At 65.4% G+C, this 18,714-nt stretch carries 15 protein-coding genes; 11 read left to right on the top strand and 4 right to left on the bottom strand.

The window, feature by feature from the left end; all coding sequences use genetic code 11:
* Positions 1 to 15 precede the first annotated feature (15 nt).
* Both P9255_RS03610 and P9255_RS03605 read left to right on the top strand, forming a co-directional pair.
* A complete protein-coding gene (locus P9255_RS03610; RefSeq protein WP_309765547.1) occupies positions 16 to 153 on the top strand; it encodes a hypothetical protein in 138 nt (45 codons plus the stop codon).
* Between the two features lie 307 nt (positions 154 to 460).
* Positions 461 to 1,015, top strand: a complete 555-nt coding sequence (locus P9255_RS03605) for an NADPH-dependent FMN reductase (RefSeq protein ID WP_309765546.1) — start codon at positions 461 to 463, stop codon at positions 1,013 to 1,015.
* Between the two features lie 56 nt (positions 1,016 to 1,071).
* Here P9255_RS03605 and P9255_RS03600 read toward each other — a convergent pair whose 3' ends face one another.
* On the bottom strand, positions 1,072 to 2,511 hold the full coding sequence (locus P9255_RS03600) for a hypothetical protein (protein WP_309765545.1): 1,440 nt from the start codon (positions 2,509 to 2,511) through the stop codon (positions 1,072 to 1,074).
* A 124-nt stretch (positions 2,512 to 2,635) separates the two neighbouring features.
* Positions 2,636 to 4,885 (bottom strand): ATP-binding protein, encoded by a 2,250-nt coding sequence (locus P9255_RS03595; protein WP_309789162.1) that lies wholly within the window; start codon positions 4,883 to 4,885, stop codon positions 2,636 to 2,638.
* 571 nt (positions 4,886 to 5,456) lie between these two features.
* On the opposite strand from P9255_RS03595, the gene P9255_RS03590 reads away from it, so the two are divergent.
* The 8 genes from P9255_RS03590 to P9255_RS03555 all read left to right on the top strand — a co-directional run bounded on the left by P9255_RS03590 (position 5,457) and on the right by P9255_RS03555 (position 14,144).
* On the top strand, positions 5,457 to 5,825 hold the full coding sequence (locus tag P9255_RS03590) for a response regulator (protein WP_309765543.1): 369 nt from the start codon (positions 5,457 to 5,459) through the stop codon (positions 5,823 to 5,825).
* Entirely contained in the window at positions 5,818 to 6,441 is a 624-nt protein-coding gene (locus P9255_RS03585; RefSeq protein WP_309765542.1) for a chemotaxis protein CheC, read from the top strand. The genes P9255_RS03590 and P9255_RS03585 overlap by 8 nt, the downstream gene beginning before the upstream one ends.
* A gap of 11 nt (positions 6,442 to 6,452) precedes the next feature.
* Entirely contained in the window at positions 6,453 to 7,394 is a 942-nt protein-coding gene (locus P9255_RS03580; RefSeq protein ID WP_309765541.1) for a diguanylate cyclase, read from the top strand.
* Between the two features lie 1,352 nt (positions 7,395 to 8,746).
* Positions 8,747 to 9,595 (top strand): presqualene diphosphate synthase HpnD, encoded by an 849-nt coding sequence (gene hpnD / locus P9255_RS03575; RefSeq protein ID WP_309765540.1) that lies wholly within the window; start codon positions 8,747 to 8,749, stop codon positions 9,593 to 9,595.
* Positions 9,595 to 10,881 (top strand): hydroxysqualene dehydroxylase HpnE, encoded by a 1,287-nt coding sequence (hpnE, locus tag P9255_RS03570; RefSeq protein WP_309765539.1) that lies wholly within the window; start codon positions 9,595 to 9,597, stop codon positions 10,879 to 10,881. Before hpnD ends, hpnE begins: the two co-directional genes overlap by 1 nt.
* Entirely contained in the window at positions 10,881 to 12,860 is a 1,980-nt protein-coding gene (shc, locus tag P9255_RS03565) for a squalene--hopene cyclase (RefSeq protein ID WP_309765538.1), read from the top strand. The genes hpnE and shc overlap by 1 nt, the downstream gene beginning before the upstream one ends.
* 53 nt (positions 12,861 to 12,913) lie before the next feature.
* Complete coding sequence (locus tag P9255_RS03560; protein WP_309766741.1) at positions 12,914 to 13,570, top strand: phosphorylase; 657 nt, start codon at positions 12,914 to 12,916, stop codon at positions 13,568 to 13,570.
* 103 nt (positions 13,571 to 13,673) lie between these two features.
* Positions 13,674 to 14,144, top strand: coding sequence for a hotdog domain-containing protein (locus P9255_RS03555; RefSeq protein ID WP_309765537.1), 471 nt, complete (start codon positions 13,674 to 13,676; stop codon positions 14,142 to 14,144).
* Positions 14,145 to 14,186: 42 nt separating this feature from the next.
* Here P9255_RS03555 and P9255_RS03550 read toward each other — a convergent pair whose 3' ends face one another.
* Together P9255_RS03550 and P9255_RS03545 are read right to left on the bottom strand one after the other, a co-directional pair.
* Positions 14,187 to 15,182: an MlaA family lipoprotein gene (locus P9255_RS03550; protein WP_404980250.1), complete on the bottom strand. Its 996-nt coding sequence runs from the start codon at positions 15,180 to 15,182 to the stop codon at positions 14,187 to 14,189.
* A complete protein-coding gene (locus P9255_RS03545) occupies positions 15,179 to 17,839 on the bottom strand; it encodes an MMPL family transporter (protein WP_309789161.1) in 2,661 nt (886 codons plus the stop codon). Before P9255_RS03545 ends, P9255_RS03550 begins: the two co-directional genes overlap by 4 nt.
* Positions 17,840 to 18,092: 253 nt before the next feature.
* On the opposite strand from P9255_RS03545, the gene P9255_RS03540 reads away from it, so the two are divergent.
* Complete coding sequence (locus P9255_RS03540) at positions 18,093 to 18,710, top strand: ABC transporter substrate-binding protein (protein WP_309765535.1); 618 nt, start codon at positions 18,093 to 18,095, stop codon at positions 18,708 to 18,710.
* Positions 18,711 to 18,714 lie beyond the last annotated feature (4 nt).

Here is an 18,714-nt window from a genome sequence, read left to right as displayed (position 1 = left end):
ACTTGGAGGTGTCTCATGAAGCGCATTCTTGCCCTTATCGCTGCATCCGTTGCTCTTCTCACCGCTGCGGGCGCGGCACAAGCAGCCGACGCGCAACAGGCCTCGTCCTGCCAGGGCCCGGCGTCGCAGTGCAACGTTTTCTTCGGGCAGTAAGGCCGGCGAAAAGCGATCGTTCGAAGCAACGACCGCGCGCGTTGTTTCATCCTTGAATCGAAACTCGCTGCCGCTCGTCCGTCATGCCGACTTATCCACAGATTCTGTGGATAAACTTGGGGATAGCTGGGCGCAAACCGAGTGTTGACGCGGCACGAACTGGACTGCGCGATTCATCACAAAAATGGATTCAATCGCAGCGGCAACCGGCTTGCGTGACGCATCGCCGTCGATCCGAATATGATGTGTCCTCGCGCCCGGCGGAAGCTCGCCGGCTCACTCACTTTCATCGACGGGGGATCAGGTCATGGCCTACAAGATCGCGGTGGTCGTAGGAAGCCTTCGACGCGATTCGTTCAACAGGCAACTCGCGCACGCACTCGAAACACTCGCACCGGACGATTTCACGTTCGAGCACGTCGATATCGGCAGCCTTCCGCTGTACAGCCAGGAATACGACAGCGACTTTCCGGAGTCCGCGCGTACGCTCAAGCAGAAGGTCTCCGAAGCCGACGGCCTGCTGTTCGTCACGCCGGAATACAACCGGTCGATTCCAGGCGTGTTGAAAAACGCGCTCGACTGGGGCTCGCGTCCGTGGGGGCATAGCGCCTGGGGCGGCAAGCCTGGCGCGGTCATCGGCACGTCGCCGGGTGCGATCGGCACCGCCATTGCCCAGTCGCATTTGCGGGGTGTCTGCGCCTATCTCGATATCGCGCTGCTCGGCCAGCCGGAGATGTACATCAAGCACGACGAGAAGCGGATCGACGCGAACGGGAACATCGTGAGCGAAGACACGCGGAAGTATCTGCAGAACTTCATGGACAAGTACGTCGCCTGGGTGCGGGACCACGCCGCCGCCTGACGCGATGAAAACGGCCCGCGCAGGCGGGCCGTGTCTCGCTAGCGAACAACCAGGCGTCAGATGTGATGCTGCCCCGTCACGCGATCCCAGCCGTGGCGGATCGCCGCCTTGAAGCGGTCCCACGTATCGCCTTCCGGATGCCGCGTCTCCCAGTCGCGGCGCATTTCATACTCCATCTGATCGTCCCACGCGCGGCTGCGGAAGCGGTCGTCGTTGCCGAGCGTCGCGCCGTAGCGATACGCGCCCTGGTAGTCCTCGTACGGCTCGCCGGTCGCCGCATACTTCGCGTCGTAATCCGCGCGGAAGTCCTCCTCGTACTCCATGTACTCGTTCGGCGTCGTGCGCGGGCCGAGCGGCACGGCCGCCTGCGACGCCGCCGAGGTGCCGATGGGATCGCCCGACGCGCCCATCGCCGGCATCGATTGCGATTGCGCCTGATTCTGCATATTCAGTTGCTGCGGCCTGGCAGGTTCGTCGAGCGTGCTGAGCGGTTCGATCGAATCGATCGAACGCCAGTCCGTGTCCGGATCGACACGCACGCCCGGCAACGGATCGCGCTTCGCTGCCCCCGGCAACTCGCCCACATCCGCGCCGACTTCCGAACCTGACGCGAGCGGATCGGCGGGCGTGCCGGCGAGCGGATCGACGCCCGTGGTCGCGAGCGGATCGCGGCCGGTGACGGGATCCCGCCCCGCAAGCGGGTCACTGGCGCTGGCGCTGCGGGCGGCCGTCTTCGTTTCGACCTGCTCGTACTGCACACTCGACGGCTCGGCGACGTCGCGCTGCGGGCGCGTGTCAGGCATCAGCGCATCGTCGGCAGGATCGCTCACGTAATCGCGGGAGGTGAGCGTCGCGGGATCGGTGCGGGCGGGCACGTCGACCCGCGGCGCGCCGACCGGATCGACCAGCGGATCGGAAAGCGGCGTCACGGCCGGATCGCCGACATCCGCACGCGGATACGCCCGCGCGCGCGGCGCCGTGTCGACGCGCGGTTCGTTCACCGGCGCCTTGCCCGGCACGCCGCTGCCTAGTCCGAGACCCAGTTCGTCGAGGATCGAATGATCGCGGCTGTCGCTTGCGGCGGGCGTCGCGCTTGCGCCCTGAGAGAGCGTCGACCAGCTCGCCGCGCGTTCGTCGATATCGATCGCGCCCCGGTCCGACAGCGTCACGCGGGCGATTTCCGCCTGCTCCTGGCTCGATGTATCGACGGCGACCAGCACCGCGCCGCGCCGCACGGCTTCGGAATAATGCGCGACTTCGGGCGGATGGTCGCGCCCGCCGAACAGCATGCTGAAGAAGCGCTCGATGTTCGCGAGCACGCCCGGCTCCGCGTGCGTCTGGGCGTCGGGGATATCGGACGGCACGGCGGCGTCGTCGCGCTTCGGGTTCGCCTGCAACTCGATGTCGGTGCGCGCGAAGCCTGCGGTGATCAGCGCCGAGCGCGCATCTTCGGCCTGGGCGTAAGTGTCGAAAACTCCGATGACGGTATGTCGCATGGTCGCCTCCTCGCTTCTCGCGGATTTCCGGGGATCGGCAACCCTCGGTCGCCGCACGTGCGGTTGATGCACGCAACAGACGTGCCGGATCGCCAGTGGTCCGAAAGCGGCCGCAAGACCGCGCTCAGCGATCGACCGAGCGCGCCGCCTGCCCTTCGCGGACGCCGCGCAGCAGGGAATCGAGCAGGGCGATGTCGAACGGTTTCGACAGCACGCGCGCATCGACCTGTCGCGCGCGGTCCAGTTCTTCCGCGTAACCGGTGACGAGAATCACCGGGATGCGTGGCTCGAACCGCTGCATGCGTTCGGCAAGGTCGATGCCGTTCGATTGTCCCGGCATGTGAATGTCGGAGAGGATCACGTCGAACGGAAAACCCGATGGCGAAGCGGCATCGCGCGCGCTTTCGAGCACCGTGATGGCGGTGTCGGCGTTAAAGACGTAGGTGACCTGGTGACCCATCATCGTGAGGAGCGCCTCGGTGCCCGCCGCGACCTCCTCGTTGTCTTCGACGAGCAGCACGCGCAGGCCGTCCGCTTCGGGGACGGCGGCGGCGGCCGGGTCCGCGCTGCTGTCGGCGGTGCCGGCCGCGCTCGCCCGCGGCAGATAGAGGCGCACGGCGGTGCCTGCGCCGACGGCGCTGTCGATGGTCGCCAGCCCGCCCGCGCGCTCGCAGAACGCGAAGACTTGCGGCAGGCCGAGGCCGGTGCCCATGCCTTTCGGCTTCGTCGTGAAAAGCGGCTCGAACGCGCGCCCGAGCACATCGGGACGCATGCCGACGCCGGTGTCTTCGAGCGTGATCTGCACGAAATCGCCGGTGAGCGGAAAGCCGTCTTCGTGACGGAAGCGCACGTTGTCGGCGCGCACGGTGAAGGTCCCGCCGTTGGGCATCGCGTCGCGCGCATTGACCGCGACGTTGATGAGCGCGAGCTCGAGTTCGGCGGGATCGACGCGAACCGTCCCGACATCGGCCGATACCTCGACGTTCAGCGCGACCTTCGCGCCCAGCGACGCGCGCAGCAGTTCGCGCACGGCCGACACCCACTGGCCGAACGCGATGACCTCGCTCCTCAATGGCTGCTTGCGCGCGACGCCGAGCAACTGGCGCGTCAGCGACTGACCGCTCTTGAGCGCGCGTTCCATCGCGGACAGTTCGCGGTCGAGGCCCGTCCCGCCGCGCCGTCGCGCGATCTGCACGTTGGTCGAGACGATCATCAGCAGGTTGTTGAAGTCGTGCGCGACGCTGCCGACCAGATTGCCGAGCGCTTCCATCTTGCGCGCCTGCCGGTAAGCGGACTCGATCGAGCGGCGCATCGACGCTTCCGCCTGCCAGCGCTCCCACGCTTCCTCTTCGATCGCGAGCCGCCGCAGCGACTGGCCGATCACGCCCCACAGCACGACGCACGGCGCAAGAATCGAGAGTGCGAGCACGCTCAGGTGCCGATACCACTGATCCCAGATCGTCGAAATGGGAAAGCCGCTCGATACATAGACCGGATAGCCGCCGACCCGCCGGAACGCGACGATCTTCAGTTCGTCGTCGAATCCCGACACCATCTTGACGACCCCGCTGCGCGCGCCCGACTTGTATGCCGCGCGTAGCGGCGAGTTCGCGGTCAGTGCGGTACGGGCCGCGGGGCGGTCGGGATACCACGCGAGCACTTCGCCGTCGGCGCGGGCCAGGCCGAGCGAGACCGTCGGGCTGTCGCCGAGCAATTCGCGATAGAACGCGTTGAAGTACGGCGGCCGCAGCGCGATCGTGACCATTCCCATGAACCGGCCGTCGGTCGCCCGACGCGCGATCGCCGTGTTGAACACGCGCTCCTTCACGACGCTGCCGACCATCACGCGCGAAATCTGCTCGAGGTTCTTGCTGTTGCGCAGCCCCTTGAAATCCTCACGATCGCCGACGGACACATCGGGCGTGGGCCACGCACGGCTCGTCGCGAGCAGTTTGCCGTCGGGGCCGAACACCGATGCGGCCGCGACCTGCGGATAGCTGCCGATCATCTCGGCGAGGCGTTCGTGAATGATGACGTCCTGCTGATGGATCGCGTTGGCTTCGAGATCGTCGAGCAGATCGACGATGCGCTCGTTCAGCGTCACGTTCAGATCGAAGACTTTGAGCGCGTGCTCTTCGGCCACGCGCGCATTGCGCGCGACGAGCTCCGATGCGCTCGCTTCGCGGGCGCGGTAGTCGGAGATCGCGGTGATCGCAACATAGACGCACGGCAGCACGACGGCTGCGATGAGCAGCGCATAAAGCGTCAGGCGTTGCGCCGCGAAGTTCCTCTCCGGGACGACCGGGAAGGGCGGCTCTTCCTGCCGGTGATCGGAGGCGGGATCGCCGTGGGGTTCCTCACCTTGCAGCGTCATTTTGGCAGCGAAGTGGAAAACTTTACTTATGAGGTGTGTCGTTTCTTCTTCGCAACGAGGCGGGACAGGGCCGCGCGGAGCGAATGTTTGTGGCACGCACGAAGTGTACCGAGCGGCGGCTCTTGCACGCAGGTTCATCGGACGAATGTGCGTGCGACCGAGTTAGCGAGTTTATCGGAAGCGCAAACGTACACAAAAGGATGTACTTGAAACCGTGGCGAACCTGCTGGGCGGCATTTTCCGAAACATTGCCGTAAACGAGATTATTTCTCCTACTTTCACACTTTGGCGAGTTGCCTTGGCAACACCTTCAGCCCACAATGCAATCCTCTGATTTATGCCCGGCGAGTGCATCCACCGCGAATCCGCAAAGCAAGCCCGGCTTTATGCCCATCGCGAGTCTCGATGTTCAAGGCCCGGCGGGTCGCCGCGCCCGCCGTTACGTTGACCGGCAACTCACCGCGCAGCGAAGAACTTAAGAATTCCGCGGCAACGCCGTAAACACATGCGAGAGCATGCCGTGTCTGTCGTGACGGCGCCTGGCTCGAAACGCTCATTGACCCGACCGACCATGCCTTTCCCGATTGTCATTGCCGATGATTCCCTGCTCGCCCGCAAGGTCCTGACGCGCGCGCTGCCCGAGGACTGGAACGTCGAGATTTCCTACGCGACGAACGGACGCGAGGCGCTCGAGCTTTATCGCGCGGGCCGCGCCTCGGTGATGTTCCTGGACCTGACGATGCCCGACATGACCGGCTATCAGGTGCTCGATGCGCTTCAGCACGAGGACCTGAACACGTTCGTAATCGTGGTTTCCGCCGATGTCCAGCCGATGGCTCAGGAACGCGTGCGGGCGCTCGGCGCGATCGCCTTCCTGCCGAAGCCCGTCACCTCCGAAGCGCTGCGTCCCGTTCTGAAGGAGTACGGACTCCATGGTTGACCCAGCCCTCAACGAAGATCAGCGCGATGCGCTGCAGGAAGTCGCCAACATGGCGATGGGCCAGGCCGCGACGCGCCTGTCGAAGCTGCTCGGCACGTTCATCGAGTTGTCGGTGCCGCGCGTGCGCGTCGTCGGGGTGGCGCAGGCGTCGCAGGCGCTGCGCGAGATGACCGGCATCACCGATGCCGTCACCGCCGTGCGCCAGGGATTCCGCTCGGACATCAAGGGCGAAGCGATCGTGTTGTGCAAGAGCGGCAGCGTGGATCAGCTTTGCGCGCTCGTCGACGATCCGTACACCAAGTCCACTTACGAGACCACCACGCGCACGGAACTCATCTTCGACGTGGCGACGGTGCTGATGGGCGCATGCGTGTCGTGCATTCTCGAGCAGCTCGGGCGGGCGCCCATTTTTTCGCCGCCGGGCATGCTCGGACTGGAACTCGCGCTGGACGATGTATTCCAGCCGGCGATGCTCGCCTGGAAGTCGGCGCTTTTGCTCGAAGTGAACTTCGCGCTGGAGGATCACAGCTTTCGCGCGCATCTGGTCATGTTGATGGCCGAGGATGCGATCCAGCATCTGCGCGACGCGCTCGATGCACTGCTTTCGAGTCTCTGAGCCGCATCGACATGGAAGAACTGCGGCATGTGTTGAGCGAACTGGTGATCGAGCGTGTGGGCTTCGGCATTTTCGTGCTCGATCGCGATCTCAACGTGCTGATGTGGAATCGCTTCATGGCGGATCACAGCGGCAAGACGGCCGAGCAGGTCACGGGCGAGTCCATTTTTGCGAGCTTTCCCGAACTGCCGCGCGTGTGGCTGACGCGCAAGGTCGAGAGCGTGTTTCAGCTTGGCAGCTTCGCGTTCAGTTCGTGGGAGCAGCGGCCGTATCTCTTCAAGTTCGATCATGACCGGCCGATCACGGGCGGTGTCGATTTCATGCAGCAGGATTGCACGTTCATGCCGCTCGCGCACGATCGCGAGGTGCGCGCGGTGTGCGTGACGATCTGCGATGCGACGCACGCGAGCATGATGCAGCGCGCTCGCGATGAGGCCGTGGCGAAACTGCAGGAGTTCGCGGATCGCGACGGGTTGACGGGCATTGCGAACCGGCGCTATTTCGAACTGCGCCTGAGCGATGAGTTCTCGCGCTGGCAGCGATATGACGGCGATCTGTCGATGCTGCTTTTCGATCTGGATCACTTCAAGCGGATCAATGACGAGCTCGGGCATCTCGTGGGCGATACGGTGCTGCGCGTGATGGCGGCGCGCGTCGCCGCGGCGGTGCGGGTGCAGGATGTGTTCGGGCGCTTCGGCGGCGAGGAGTTCGCGCTGCTGCTGCCATGCACGGGTTTCGACGATGCGATGATCGTCGCCGAGAAAGTGCGATGCGCTATTTGCGAGACGCCTATCGATGTGCAGGGGGCGCGGGTGCCCGTTACGGCTAGCGTCGGCGCCGCGTGTGCCAGGCGAGGTGTCACTACTTCATACGAAGCGCTTATCAACGAGGCCGATGCGGCGCTTTATGCCGCGAAGCGTGGGGGGAGAAATCGGGCTGTGGGCTTTGCTTAGGGTTGTGGTCGCATGCAAAGGAAGTGACTAAAGAAAGCAGATTTTTTCTGAACCGCCCGATGCACTGATTAGTTTAGTCACTCCGTAGAACACCCTCAGCCTGACAAAGCCTTGAATCACCTTCCACGCCCACTGATGTCTTACGTCCTCTGAGCTCCTTGGGTCGATAAAACCAATGAGCACATAAATACCTCGCACATAATCGACGTTGAGCGGCACGCTACCCTTTCAGACTAGGGTAACGTACTCACCCCTATCGCAATTCTCGACCTAGCGCGCCGCGCCTTCAGGGAATTGAGAGTCTTGTTATGACTTAATAATTCCGTCGGTTTCATCGTGCCATGATGCACGAGCGTCGACGGCGTTAGTCGTCAGCCGCGGGAAAGTGTGTGAATTCGCTGTTCTGTGCGAGTGCCGCTGAATTAGCCTGGCAAGTCCGTTCTTCGCATCCGAAAGCACAATACTTCCGACGAGTATTGCTGTGCAAAGGTTATCTGATTGTCCACTCCACAACGACTCCGCCGTTGCTCGCATCTCCCCATTGCTCGATCAAGCATGATCTTTCCTCTGAGGACCCATAGAACGTTTCGAGCAATTGAAGCATAGCGGCGCGGAAGTTGGACGTTTGCCCCTCACCTGAGCGGCTCGTCTCCGCTTTCCCAGGCTTGTGCTTTGTTCGAGCCGGAAATTTCCACTGATAGAGCCTGCTGGCTCGATCAACTGCGCGAGCTACTGCGTTCGCCGCAGTCCTGTATCGCTTGTATTCGCTTTTTTCTTTTCGGTAGGCTTTAGCCCCTGCCGCGCCGAAGCGCTCAAAAATGTATCGCTCAATGGCGTTCCGCCTTGCTTCCCGCAACTGCTGCGGGTTTCTGACGTGAGCGAACCATTCGATAGGCACGGCGTGTTGGTTCAAATACCCATGTCCAAATGACGATTCCGTTCGTACTCGTGCTCGAACGTTGACTTGTAAGCTCTTGACTTGTTGGAACATGCGTGTGGACGGTTGGGGTCAGTAGGTGCGGTCGAGCGCAATCGAAAAGAAGCGCCCCGCCTTCAGGCAGAGCGCGGTTCGCTGCTGTCCTTGTACGATGTGCCGCCATCACAGGTCAATTAGCGCTTCCAAGAATAACAATCGAATGCCGAGAGCCCGCCGGTGCAGACTACCTCTTGCTGCTGTGACGCCGCCGCCCAACAATTGATATACTCTGTGCCGCTTCCGGCGCGCTATTGCCGCCGGCGCATCGGTGATTCTCGCCGGTCCGTTCCTTACAGCGCCAAGCGTTTCCGCGCGCTCCGCGGAACTGCTGCAAACTCATAATCCAGCCCTTGGGGGCGCCACAGCGGAGTCCGTCTTGGCCGTTTCCAACATCATCGCTGACGAATCCACCACCGACGCCGCAAAGGCATCGTCGGGAAGTTCGTTCTATCTTGCGATGCGCATCCTCCCGGCGGCGCAGCGAGACGCGATGTACCAGATCTACGCCTTCTGCCGCGCTGTCGACGACATCGCGGACGAAGGCTCGCTGCCGCGACGCGAACGCGCGCTCGCACTCGAACGCTGGCGCGAAGACATCGACGCCTGCTATCGCGGCGCGCCCAGACGCTCGATCGAACCGCTCACCCGCCACATCCACGCATTCCAGCTCTCGCGCGACGACTTCCACGCCGTCATCGACGGCATGGCAATGGACGCCGCGTGCGACATCGTCGCGCCCGACGAAGCCACGCTCGACCTGTATTGCGACCGTGTCGCCAGCGCAGTCGGACGGCTATCGGTGAGAATCTTCGGGATGCACGAAGACGCCGGCCGCCGGCTCGCGCATCATCTGGGGCGCGCGTTGCAACTGACCAACATCCTGCGCGATATCGACGAAGACGCCGCCATCGGCCGCGTCTACCTGCCGCGCGAATTGCTCACGCGCGAAGGCATCTCGACGACCGATCCGGCAAGCATCGTGGGCGATGCGCGCCTGCCGCGCGTCTGCGCCGTGCTCGCCGAACGCGCGAAAGGGCACTACGCGCAGTCCGACACCATCATGGCCGCTTCACCACGCCACGAAGTGCGCGCGCCGCGCATCATGTCGGCGGCCTACCGGACCGTGCTCGACGCCAATCTCAAACGCGGCTTCGACCTGCCGCGCACGCGCGTGCGCACGCCGCGTGCGCGTCTGCTGTGGATCGTGGCGCGCAACCTTCTCTAATGTCCCGGCGGGTGTTCGTGGTCGGCGCCGGCGTCGCCGGGCTCGCCGCCGCAGTGCAGGCGCAACGGCGCGGCGCGCGCGTCGTGCTCATCGAGGCCGCACCCAACGCCGGAGGCCGCAGCCGCTCCTATTTCGACGCAAGGCTCGGCGCCACCGTCGATAACGGCAGTCATCTGCTGCTGTCCGGCAATCATTCGACGCTCGCCTACCTGCGCACGATCGGTTCGGCAGACAATCTCGCCGGCCCGACGCAGCCCGACTATCCATTCTTCGACGCCCATGCCGGCGACGCGTGGACCATCCGCATTTCTCCGGGACGCTTGCCGCGCTGGATCTTCGACGCCGATGCCCGCGTGCCCGCCACGCAGCCCGCCGACTACCTTCAGCTTCTGCCGCTATTCTTCGCGAAACCCGGGCGGACGATCGAGCAATCGATGCGCGCGAGCGGTCGCGTCTGGGACCGCCTCGCGCGACCGCTGCTGCGCGCGCTGCTGAACGCCGATCCCTCGCGAGCCAGCGCGACACTGGCCGCAAACATGTTGCGGGAGACGCTTGTGGCCGGCGGGCAGGCGTGCCGGCCGCTCGTTGCGAGAAACGGCCTTGCGCACGCGTTTGTGGAACCCGCGCTGCGGCTCTTGCAATATGGCGGCGCGGAGATTCGGCTCGGCGCGCGCGTCGCGGCGATCGGCTTGTCGGGCACGGATTCCAGGGAACGGGTAAGCTCCCTCGCTTTCGACAACGCGGGCGAGCCCGTATCGATCGAGCCGGGCGATGGCGTCGTGCTCGCCGTCACGCCGGACGCCGCGCGGCGGCTCGTGCCGGATGTCGCCGCGCCCGACGAATTCCGCGCGATCGCGACCGTGCATTTCGCGGTCGACGTGCCGATCGCCTTTGCCGGCTCCGGGCGGCTGACGTTCTTCGTGAGCGGCGCCTCGGACTGGCTCCATGCGAGCGAGGGCCGGCTCACGGCCACGATCGCCGATGCCGACCGCCTCCTTGCGACGCCTCACGAAGATATCGCGGCGAGTGTCTGGCGGGATGTGGCGAAGGCGGCGCGCATGCCGGAAGCGCCGATGCCGCCGTGGCAGGTCGTCGTCGAAGAGCAGGCGACGTTCGCCGCCGTGCCGTCGCAGGAAGGCTTGCGGGCCGCGACGCGCACGCGCTGGCAAAATCTCACGCTCGCGGGCGACTGGACGGCGACCGGCCTGCCCGCGACGATCGAAGGCGCTGTCCGCTCGGGCCAGAAGGCCGCGGATGTGCTGATGAACCCATCGATGGAATACTGATGAACGATTTATCCCCGTCGGCCGTGGGCGCGCCGGTATCGAACGCCGCGCTGGACCACGCCGTCACCGAAGCCACCGACGCGCTGCTCGCGGCGCAACATCCCGAAGGCTACTGGCTGTACGAACTCGAGGCCGACGCCACGATTCCCGCGGAATACGTGCTGCTCGTCCACTATCTGGGCGAAACCGCCGATGTCGCGCTCGAAGCGAAGATCGGCCGCTATCTGCGCCGGATCCAGCTCGCCGACGGCGGCTGGCCGCTCTTCACCGACGGCGCGATGGACGTTTCCGCGTCCGTGAAGGCGTACTTCGCATTGAAGATGATCGGCGATTCTCCCGAGGCCGAGCACATGCAGCGCGCCCGCCGCGCAATTCTGGCCGCTGGCGGCGCGGAGAAGGCGAACGTCTTCACGCGCATCCTGCTCGCGCTGTTCGGCGTGGTGTCCTGGCGCGCGGTGCCGATGATGCCGGTCGAAATCATGCGCCTGCCGGTGTGGTTCCCGTTCCACTTGTCGAAGGTGTCGTACTGGGCGCGCACGGTGATCGTGCCGCTGCTCGTGCTCAACGCGAAGCGCCCGATGGCGCGTAATCCGCGTGGCGTGCGCATCGACGAAGTGTTCCGCGATTCGCCCGTGAACACCGGCATGCCCGAGCGCGCGGGGCATCAAAAACGCGGCTGGTTCGCGTTTTTCCGCGTGGTCGATTCGATCCTGCGCGCCACCGACGGCGCTTTTCCCAAGGCGGGCCGTGAACGTGCAATCGCGGAAGCGGTGCGTTTCGTCGATGAGCGCCTCAACGGGGAAGACGGCCTCGGCGCGATTTTCCCGGCGATGGCCAACTCCGTCATGATGTACGACGTGCTCGGCTATCCGCCGGAGCATCCGAACCGCGCGGTTGCGCGCAAGTCCATCGACAAGCTGCTCGTCATCGACGAATCGGACGCCGGCGAAGCGTATTGCCAGCCGTGCCTCTCGCCGGTGTGGGACACGTCGCTCGCTTCGCACGCACTGCTCGAAACGGGCATGCCGAAGGCGCGCGCGGCGGTGGCGCGCGGTCTCGAATGGCTGCGGCCGCTGCAGATTCTCGACGTGCGCGGCGACTGGTTCCTGCGCCGCCCGAACGTGCGGCCCGGCGGCTGGGCATTCCAGTTCGCCAATCCGCATTACCCGGATGTTGACGATACCGCCGTCGTCGCGATGGCGATGGAGCGCGCCGATCGCGAAAACGGCACCGCAATGTACGGCGAGGCGATTTCGCGGGCGCGCGAATGGGTGGTCGGCATGCAAAGCAGTGACGGCGGCTGGGGGGCGTTCGAGCCGGAGAACACGCAGTTCTACCTGAACAACATCCCGTTCTCGGATCACGGCGCGCTGCTCGACCCGCCGACCGTCGATGTCTCCGCCCGTTGCCTCTCGATGCTCGCGCAACTCGGCGAAACGCCGTCCAACAGCGAGCCCGCGCGCCGCGCGCTCGAATACGTCGTGAAGGACCAGGAGCGCGACGGAAGCTGGTACGGGCGCTGGGGCATGAACTACATCTACGGCACGTGGTCGGCGCTGTGCGCGCTGAACGCGGCCGGCGTCGCGCCGACGGATGCCCGCGTCAGGCGAGGCGCGGAGTGGCTCATCGGCATTCAGAATGCGGACGGCGGATGGGGCGAGGACGGCGACAGCTACAAGCTCGACTATCGCGGATACGAGCAGGCGTCGAGCACCGCATCGCAGACGGCGTGGGCGCTGCTCGGGCTGATGGCGGCGGGGCTGGTCGAGCATCCGGCAGTCGCGCGGGGCATCGCGTACCTGGTGCGGACACAGGCCAAAGACGGCCTGTGGGACGAAGCCCGCTTCACCGCCACCGGCTTTCCGCGCGTCTTCTATCTTCGATACCACGGCTATCGCAAGTTCTTCCCGCTGTGGGCGCTGGCGCGGTATCGCAATCTGACGCGCGAAGGCCAGACGCGCGTGACGGTGGGCGTGTGAACACGCCGCGCGGCCAGCGGCCGGAGGGCGTGCCCGTCGTCGCGGTGACGGGCATGGCATTCGAGGCGAAGATCGTGCGCGGACGCGGCGTCGATGTCGTCTTCGCCGCACGGTCGGACTGGCTGGAGCGCGCGTTGTCGGATGCGGTCGCGCGCGGCTGCTGCGGCATCATCAGCTTCGGGACGGCGGGCGGCCTCGCGCCGGATCTCGAACCGGGCGCGCTCGTCGTCGCGCAAAGCGTCTGCAGTTCGTTCGGCACGCTGCCGGTGGACGACGCGTGGAGCGCGCGCATCGTCGAAGCAATCGCCGCCACGCCGCTCGGGCGCGTCACGCGGCGCGGCCCGATGGCCGGCGTCGCGGAGCCGGTCAAGAGCGAGGCGGAGAAGCGGTCGCTGTATTCGTCGACGGGCGCGCTCGCCGTCGATATGGAATCGCATATCGCCGGGGCCATCGCGACGGCGCGCGGGCTGCCCTTCGCGGTGTGCCGCGCGATCGTCGATCCCGCCTGGCGCACGCTGCCGCCCGCCGCGACCGCCGGCCTGCGCGACGATGGCACCACGGCCATCGGCCCGATTCTGCGCGAGCTTGCGCGCCAGCCGTCGCAATTGGGCGCGATGCTCAAGCTCGCAGCCGATGCGCGCGCCGCCCGGACAACGCTCGTGCAGGCGCGGCAGGCGCTCGAGAACGCGCGGGCGCTGGCCTTCGCCTGAAGCCCTTGTCTTCTGCGGGTTAACCCTCATCTCGGTATAATCAGGGAAAACCCTAGGCGACGACGCGCTCAGTGCGCCGCCGCAGGAACGCAAGGAAGCGCAAGTGAATTTTCATACTCGCAAGTGGGTCAAGCCGGAAGACCTCAATCCCAACGGCACCTTGTTCGGCGGCAGCCTGCTGCGCTGGATCGACGAGGAAGCCGCCATCTACGCCATCTCGCAACTGGGCAACCAGCGCGTCGTCACGAAGTTCATGTCGGAAATCAACTTCGTCAGTTCGGCGCGGCAGGGCGACATCATCGAACTGGGCATCACCGCGACGCACTTCGGCCGCACGTCGATCACCCTGCGCGCGGAAGTGCGCAACAAGATCACGCGCAGAAGCATTCTGACGGTCGAGAAGATGGTGTTCGTCAATCTGAACGAACGCGGCGAGCCGGAGCCGCACGGCCGCACGCAGATTCGCTATGCCGACGAGCTCTTCGAGGCCTATCGGCGCGATCAGCGCGCAGTGGAAGCGCCGACCGCATCGCGCGATGACGTAGCCCGCGAAGAGACGGCGGAAGCGCATTGAGAAACGAAAACGGGCGCATGAGCGCCCGTTTCTTCGAGCGACTTACTTGCTCTCCGCCGGGTCTTCGTACTTCGGCAATCCCTGCCCCTCGCTGGAACCTGGCGATACCGCGCCTTCGTCACCGGGCGCAGGCTGCTTCGTGCTTTCCGCCGCCGCGGGCGCCGGCGATTTCGGCCCGATGCCCCCGGCCGGCGACGCTGCCGCGCCCGGATCGACGTAAGTCGGCAAGCCCTGCTCGCTGCTGCCTCCGCCCGTCGCGCCGGGCGCACTCGCGCCGTCTGGCGCGCTGACGCCTTCGTCGCCGTAATCGGGCAGCGTCGCGGACGACCCGCCGCCCGTCAGCAGATACTGGCGGCGCTGCGTGTACGCATCGCGCACGAATGCGTACTTGTCGAGCGCGGCTTGTGAGAGCAGGTCCGTGGCGCCGAGCAGGTCGGCCCGCGCGCTGACGAAATTCACGCCATAAAGCGGCCAGCGAATCTCCGAGCCGGCATAGCTCACCGGATTCACGCGCCAGTCGACGAGCCACGTCGTCGAATCGCGGACGGAGCTGGGGCCGAGCAGCGGCAGCACCAGATACGGCCCCGAGGGCATGCCGTAATGCCCGAGCGTCAGCCCGAAGTCCTGATGATGCTTCGGCAAGCCGGCCGGCGATGCAATGTCGATCAGGCCGCCGATGCCGAACACCGAGTTCATCGCGATACGCATCAGGTCTTGCGTCGCATCGGTGATCTTCAGTTGCAGCAGGTTGTTGGCGAAGTTGCTGAAGTCGCCGATATTCGAGAAGAAGTTGCTGACGGCCGTGCGGAACGGGCTCGGTGTCCAGTTGACGTAAAACTGCGCGACGGGCCGCGCGACGTAGGTATCCAGCCCGTCGTTGAACTTGAAGATGGTGCGGTTCATCGGTTCCAGCGGATCGCGCGGATTGCGATCGGGGCCGGTTGCGCATCCCGCCATCAAAAGCGCGCCTGCGATGACGGCGCCGGTAGTCACCCGGCGCACTGCGGCAGCGGCAGGCGCCGCTGAAGCCATTCTCATTCTTCAATTCCTCTTAGATTGTCATGACGCTGGCTCGCGCGCAGCTTCGCCCGGTCCGCCGCCCGCACCTTGCGCGGCTTGCCCATCAGCACAGGCTGGAACACCACCGCGCCGATCAGCGTGCAGAAAAGCGACAGCGCGAGCAGCCGTCCCATGCTGGATGTGCCGGGGTGATGCGAGAACCAGAGACTGCCGAACGCCGTTGCGGTGGTCGCCGCGCTGAACATCACGGCGTGCGTGAGGCTCGATTGCAGCAGGCGGGTCTGCCCCGACCGCCACGCCATGACGAAGTAGATCTTGAACGCGACGCCCACGCCCAGCATTAGCGGCAACGCGATGATGTTGGCGAAGTTGAGCGGCATCCGGAACACGACACACAGCTCCAGCGTCACGACGGCCGAGACGAGCAACGGTACCAAAGTTCGCAGGACATCGCCGAAACGGCGAAGCGCGAGCCATAGGAGTACGGTGATGGCGATCAGCGAGTAGAGCGCGGCGTGCAGGAAAGCCTGGATGATGACCTCCGCCGAATGACGGACGGAAATCGGCCCGCCGATCGCGTTAGGCTCGGCCTTGACGACGGCATCGGCGAAGCGGGCGAGCAGCGTGTCGTCGTTCGGATCGACGCCCGGCGGAATCTTCGGCGAGACGTTGACGAGCGCCTGGCCGTTCGCGGTGACCCACGTCTCGGCCATCGATGGCGGCAGCGTCGCGCGCGTGATTTGCGTCGGCTGCAGCAGCGCGCGCAGTTGCGCGAGCGCGAGGCGCAGCGGCTCGGCCATCGCGTGCTCGGCGCGATCGCGGGCGGCGGCATCGGCGGCGGCGAGCCTGGCAAGCGTCTGCGACAGATGCTTCGCTTCGGCAGCGCCCGCGCCGGGGTGTTCGTCGGCGGCGAGCGAGAGCTGGTTCGACACGCGCTTCAGGGTCGCGACGCGCACCGTGTCCGTCACCGGCGACGCCACCGGCTGATCGAGCGCGGGCAGCAGCTGATCGGCGGCGGCCTTGATCAGTTCGAGCTTCTTCGGCTGTTCGGCCGGGATCAGCGACGACAGCGTCGTCGCGCGCTCGACTTCCGGCAGCTTGTCCAGCTTCGCCGCGATGCGATCCGCCTCCGCGAGCGAAGGCGCGAGCACGGCGACATCGTTGACCGCGGCTTCGGGCGAGCTTTCGAGCGAGATGAGCGTCGCCATCGATTCCGTATGCGGGTCTTTCAGGTGCAGCGGATTGAAGTCGAAACGCAGGTACGCGAGCAACGGCAGCGCGCCGATCACGACGACGAGCGTGCCGATCAGCACCGGCTTGCGATGCCGGTCGAGGAATTCATCGACGGGGGCGAGCAGCGGAAAACCGGGCGCCTGCGCTTCGCCCGGCGGCGCGAACACTCTGATCAGCGCGGGCAAGAGCGTCATGTTGGTCAGATACGCGACGAACATGCCGACGCCCGCGATCAGCCCCAGTTCCGATACGCCGCGATACGCGGTCGGCAGGAACGAGAAGAAGCTCGCGGCGGTGGCGGCGGCGGCGAGCGTCAGCGGCACCGCGACGTGCCGCGCCGTCTCGGCGAGGGAGACATCGAGCCGCTTGTGCCTGTGCCGTTCCTCGCGATACTTCACGCCGAACTGAATTCCGAAGTCCACGCCCAGGCCCACGAACAGCACCATGAACGCGACCGAGATCATGTTGAGCGCGTGGACCATCATGAGGCCGAGCGCGGCGGTGATCGACAGGCCGACGAAGAGCGTGATGAACACCGCGAGAATCATGCGCTTCGAGCGCAGCGCGACCCACAGGATCATCAGCACGACGAGAAACGTCAGCACGCCGTTGAGCACCGCGCCGTCCTGCACGGAGGCGAATTCCTCGTCCGCGAGCGGCTGCGCGCCGGTGAGATGCAGCATCGCGCCGTATTTCCTTTCGATGCCGATCTTCGCGGCCACCGCGCGTATTTCATCGGACGTGCCGGCTGCGGCCTTCAGTGCGTTGAAGTCCAGTTCGGGCAGCACGGTGACGAACGCGCGCCCGGGCCCGCTCTTCTTCGACGCATCGGCGACATCGCGCCATGAAAAGGCCGTCGGCTGATTCGCGAGCACGCGGTCGAGCACGTCGGCGCTGCGACCGAGCAGGCCGGCCATCTGGCCGAGATTGACCTGGCCCAGCATCAGCGGCACATTCAGCGTGGTGTTCAGCGTCTGCGCGAGGCCGGTGAGCGTCGGGTCGTGGGCGAGCGTGTTGATGAGCGGCCGCGCCTGCACGAGTTGCTTCGTGACTTCATCGACCTTGTTCGCGGGCAGATAAAGCAAGCCGTTGTGCGCGAAGAACGCGCCGCCTTCCGGTTGCGATACCGACTTGAACCGCGCCGGTTCCTTTGCGAGCGCGGCGGCGAGTTCGCTTGCGGCGGCATCGGCGAACTCGGGGGCGGGCGCTTCGACGACGATCAGCAGCGTGGCGCCGCGCTGCGGGAATGCGGTCTCGATTGCCTTGCTGCGCGCAGCCCACTCGGGCTCGGTTTCGATCAACTGGCTGACATCGGTGCTGATGCGAAAGTGATGAACGACATAAATGGTGCTCAGAACGCCGAGCAGCAGTGAAACGGCGATAATCCACGCCGGCCGGCGGATCGCGAGTGTGACGAAGCGGGTGATGTTGGACGTCAGCATGAAGACGCTACCTGGTGTGTCCTGTTATTTTTTCGGGCGACGCATGAAGCGGGCCGCGTGAAACGCGCTGCCGGGCCGGTGCGCCGCTTGTTGCTTCGGCGACCGAACCACGAGTCCAACGACGACGATCGATGCCGCGCAAGTATACCGGTCGGGGCGGCGGTGAACTGTCGGCCCGCCGGTGTGTCGATATACTGGCTCGACGCCCTGACGAATCCGCGCCAACACACACTGAAATTAGAGAACGGGTGCCATGAAACGCTATCTGTCTGTCTGCTTCGCTTTCCTCGTCGCTGTCCTGTCGTTTTCGAACGCGGCGCTGGCGCAATCCAATCCCGACGCCGTCGTCAAGAGCGCCGTCGAGGGCACTGTCAACGCGATGAAGGCCGACCCGCAAGCGCGCGGCGGCGACATGGCGAAAATCACTCAGCTCGTGGAGACGCGCTTCCTGCCCGCCACGGACTTTCAGCGCACCACGCGCATCGCGCTGGGCAAGGCCTGGGCCACCGCCACGCCGGAACAGCAAAAGCAGCTCTACGACCAGTTCCAGACGCTGCTCGTCAGGACCTATGCGGCGTCGCTGTCGCAGTTGCGCGATCAGGACGTCAAGTTCCGCTTCGATTCCCCGAACATCGACGCCAGCGCGAAAGACGCCGTCGTCGAGTCGCATGTGATTTCCACGGGCGGCGACAACCCCGTGCGGTATCGCCTCGGCAAGACCGCGCAGGGCTGGAAAATCTACGACATCGACATGATGGGCGCGTGGCTCATCCAGGTCTACCAGCAGCAGTTCGCCGGCCAGCTTCAGAAAGGCGGCGTGGACGGACTCATCAAGTACCTGTCGGAGCACAACGCCCGCTCGGCGGGGTGATGCA

Origin of the sequence: Caballeronia sp. LZ019 (assembly GCF_031450825.1) — a bacterium.
Lineage (GTDB): Bacteria > Pseudomonadota > Gammaproteobacteria > Burkholderiales > Burkholderiaceae > Caballeronia.
This window is presented reverse-complemented; position numbering and strand designations above follow the sequence as displayed.

Coding starts and splice junctions, on each gene's coding strand:
- P9255_RS03550 (WP_404980250.1), bottom strand. CDS start 15,182: ATGAGAATGGCTTCAGCGGCGCCTGCCGCTGCCGCAGTGCGCCGGGTG.
- shc (WP_309765538.1), top strand. CDS start 10,881: ATGAACGATTTATCCCCGTCGGCCGTGGGCGCGCCGGTATCGAACGCC.
- P9255_RS03605 (WP_309765546.1), top strand. CDS start 461: ATGGCCTACAAGATCGCGGTGGTCGTAGGAAGCCTTCGACGCGATTCG.
- P9255_RS03600 (WP_309765545.1), bottom strand. CDS start 2,511: ATGCGACATACCGTCATCGGAGTTTTCGACACTTACGCCCAGGCCGAA.
- P9255_RS03540 (WP_309765535.1), top strand. CDS start 18,093: ATGAAACGCTATCTGTCTGTCTGCTTCGCTTTCCTCGTCGCTGTCCTG.
- hpnE (WP_309765539.1), top strand. CDS start 9,595: ATGTCCCGGCGGGTGTTCGTGGTCGGCGCCGGCGTCGCCGGGCTCGCC.
- P9255_RS03610 (WP_309765547.1), top strand. CDS start 16: ATGAAGCGCATTCTTGCCCTTATCGCTGCATCCGTTGCTCTTCTCACC.
- P9255_RS03590 (WP_309765543.1), top strand. CDS start 5,457: ATGCCTTTCCCGATTGTCATTGCCGATGATTCCCTGCTCGCCCGCAAG.
- P9255_RS03560 (WP_309766741.1), top strand. CDS start 12,914: ATGGCATTCGAGGCGAAGATCGTGCGCGGACGCGGCGTCGATGTCGTC.
- P9255_RS03580 (WP_309765541.1), top strand. CDS start 6,453: ATGGAAGAACTGCGGCATGTGTTGAGCGAACTGGTGATCGAGCGTGTG.
- P9255_RS03595 (WP_309789162.1), bottom strand. CDS start 4,885: ATGACGCTGCAAGGTGAGGAACCCCACGGCGATCCCGCCTCCGATCAC.
- P9255_RS03585 (WP_309765542.1), top strand. CDS start 5,818: ATGGTTGACCCAGCCCTCAACGAAGATCAGCGCGATGCGCTGCAGGAA.
- P9255_RS03545 (WP_309789161.1), bottom strand. CDS start 17,839: ATGCTGACGTCCAACATCACCCGCTTCGTCACACTCGCGATCCGCCGG.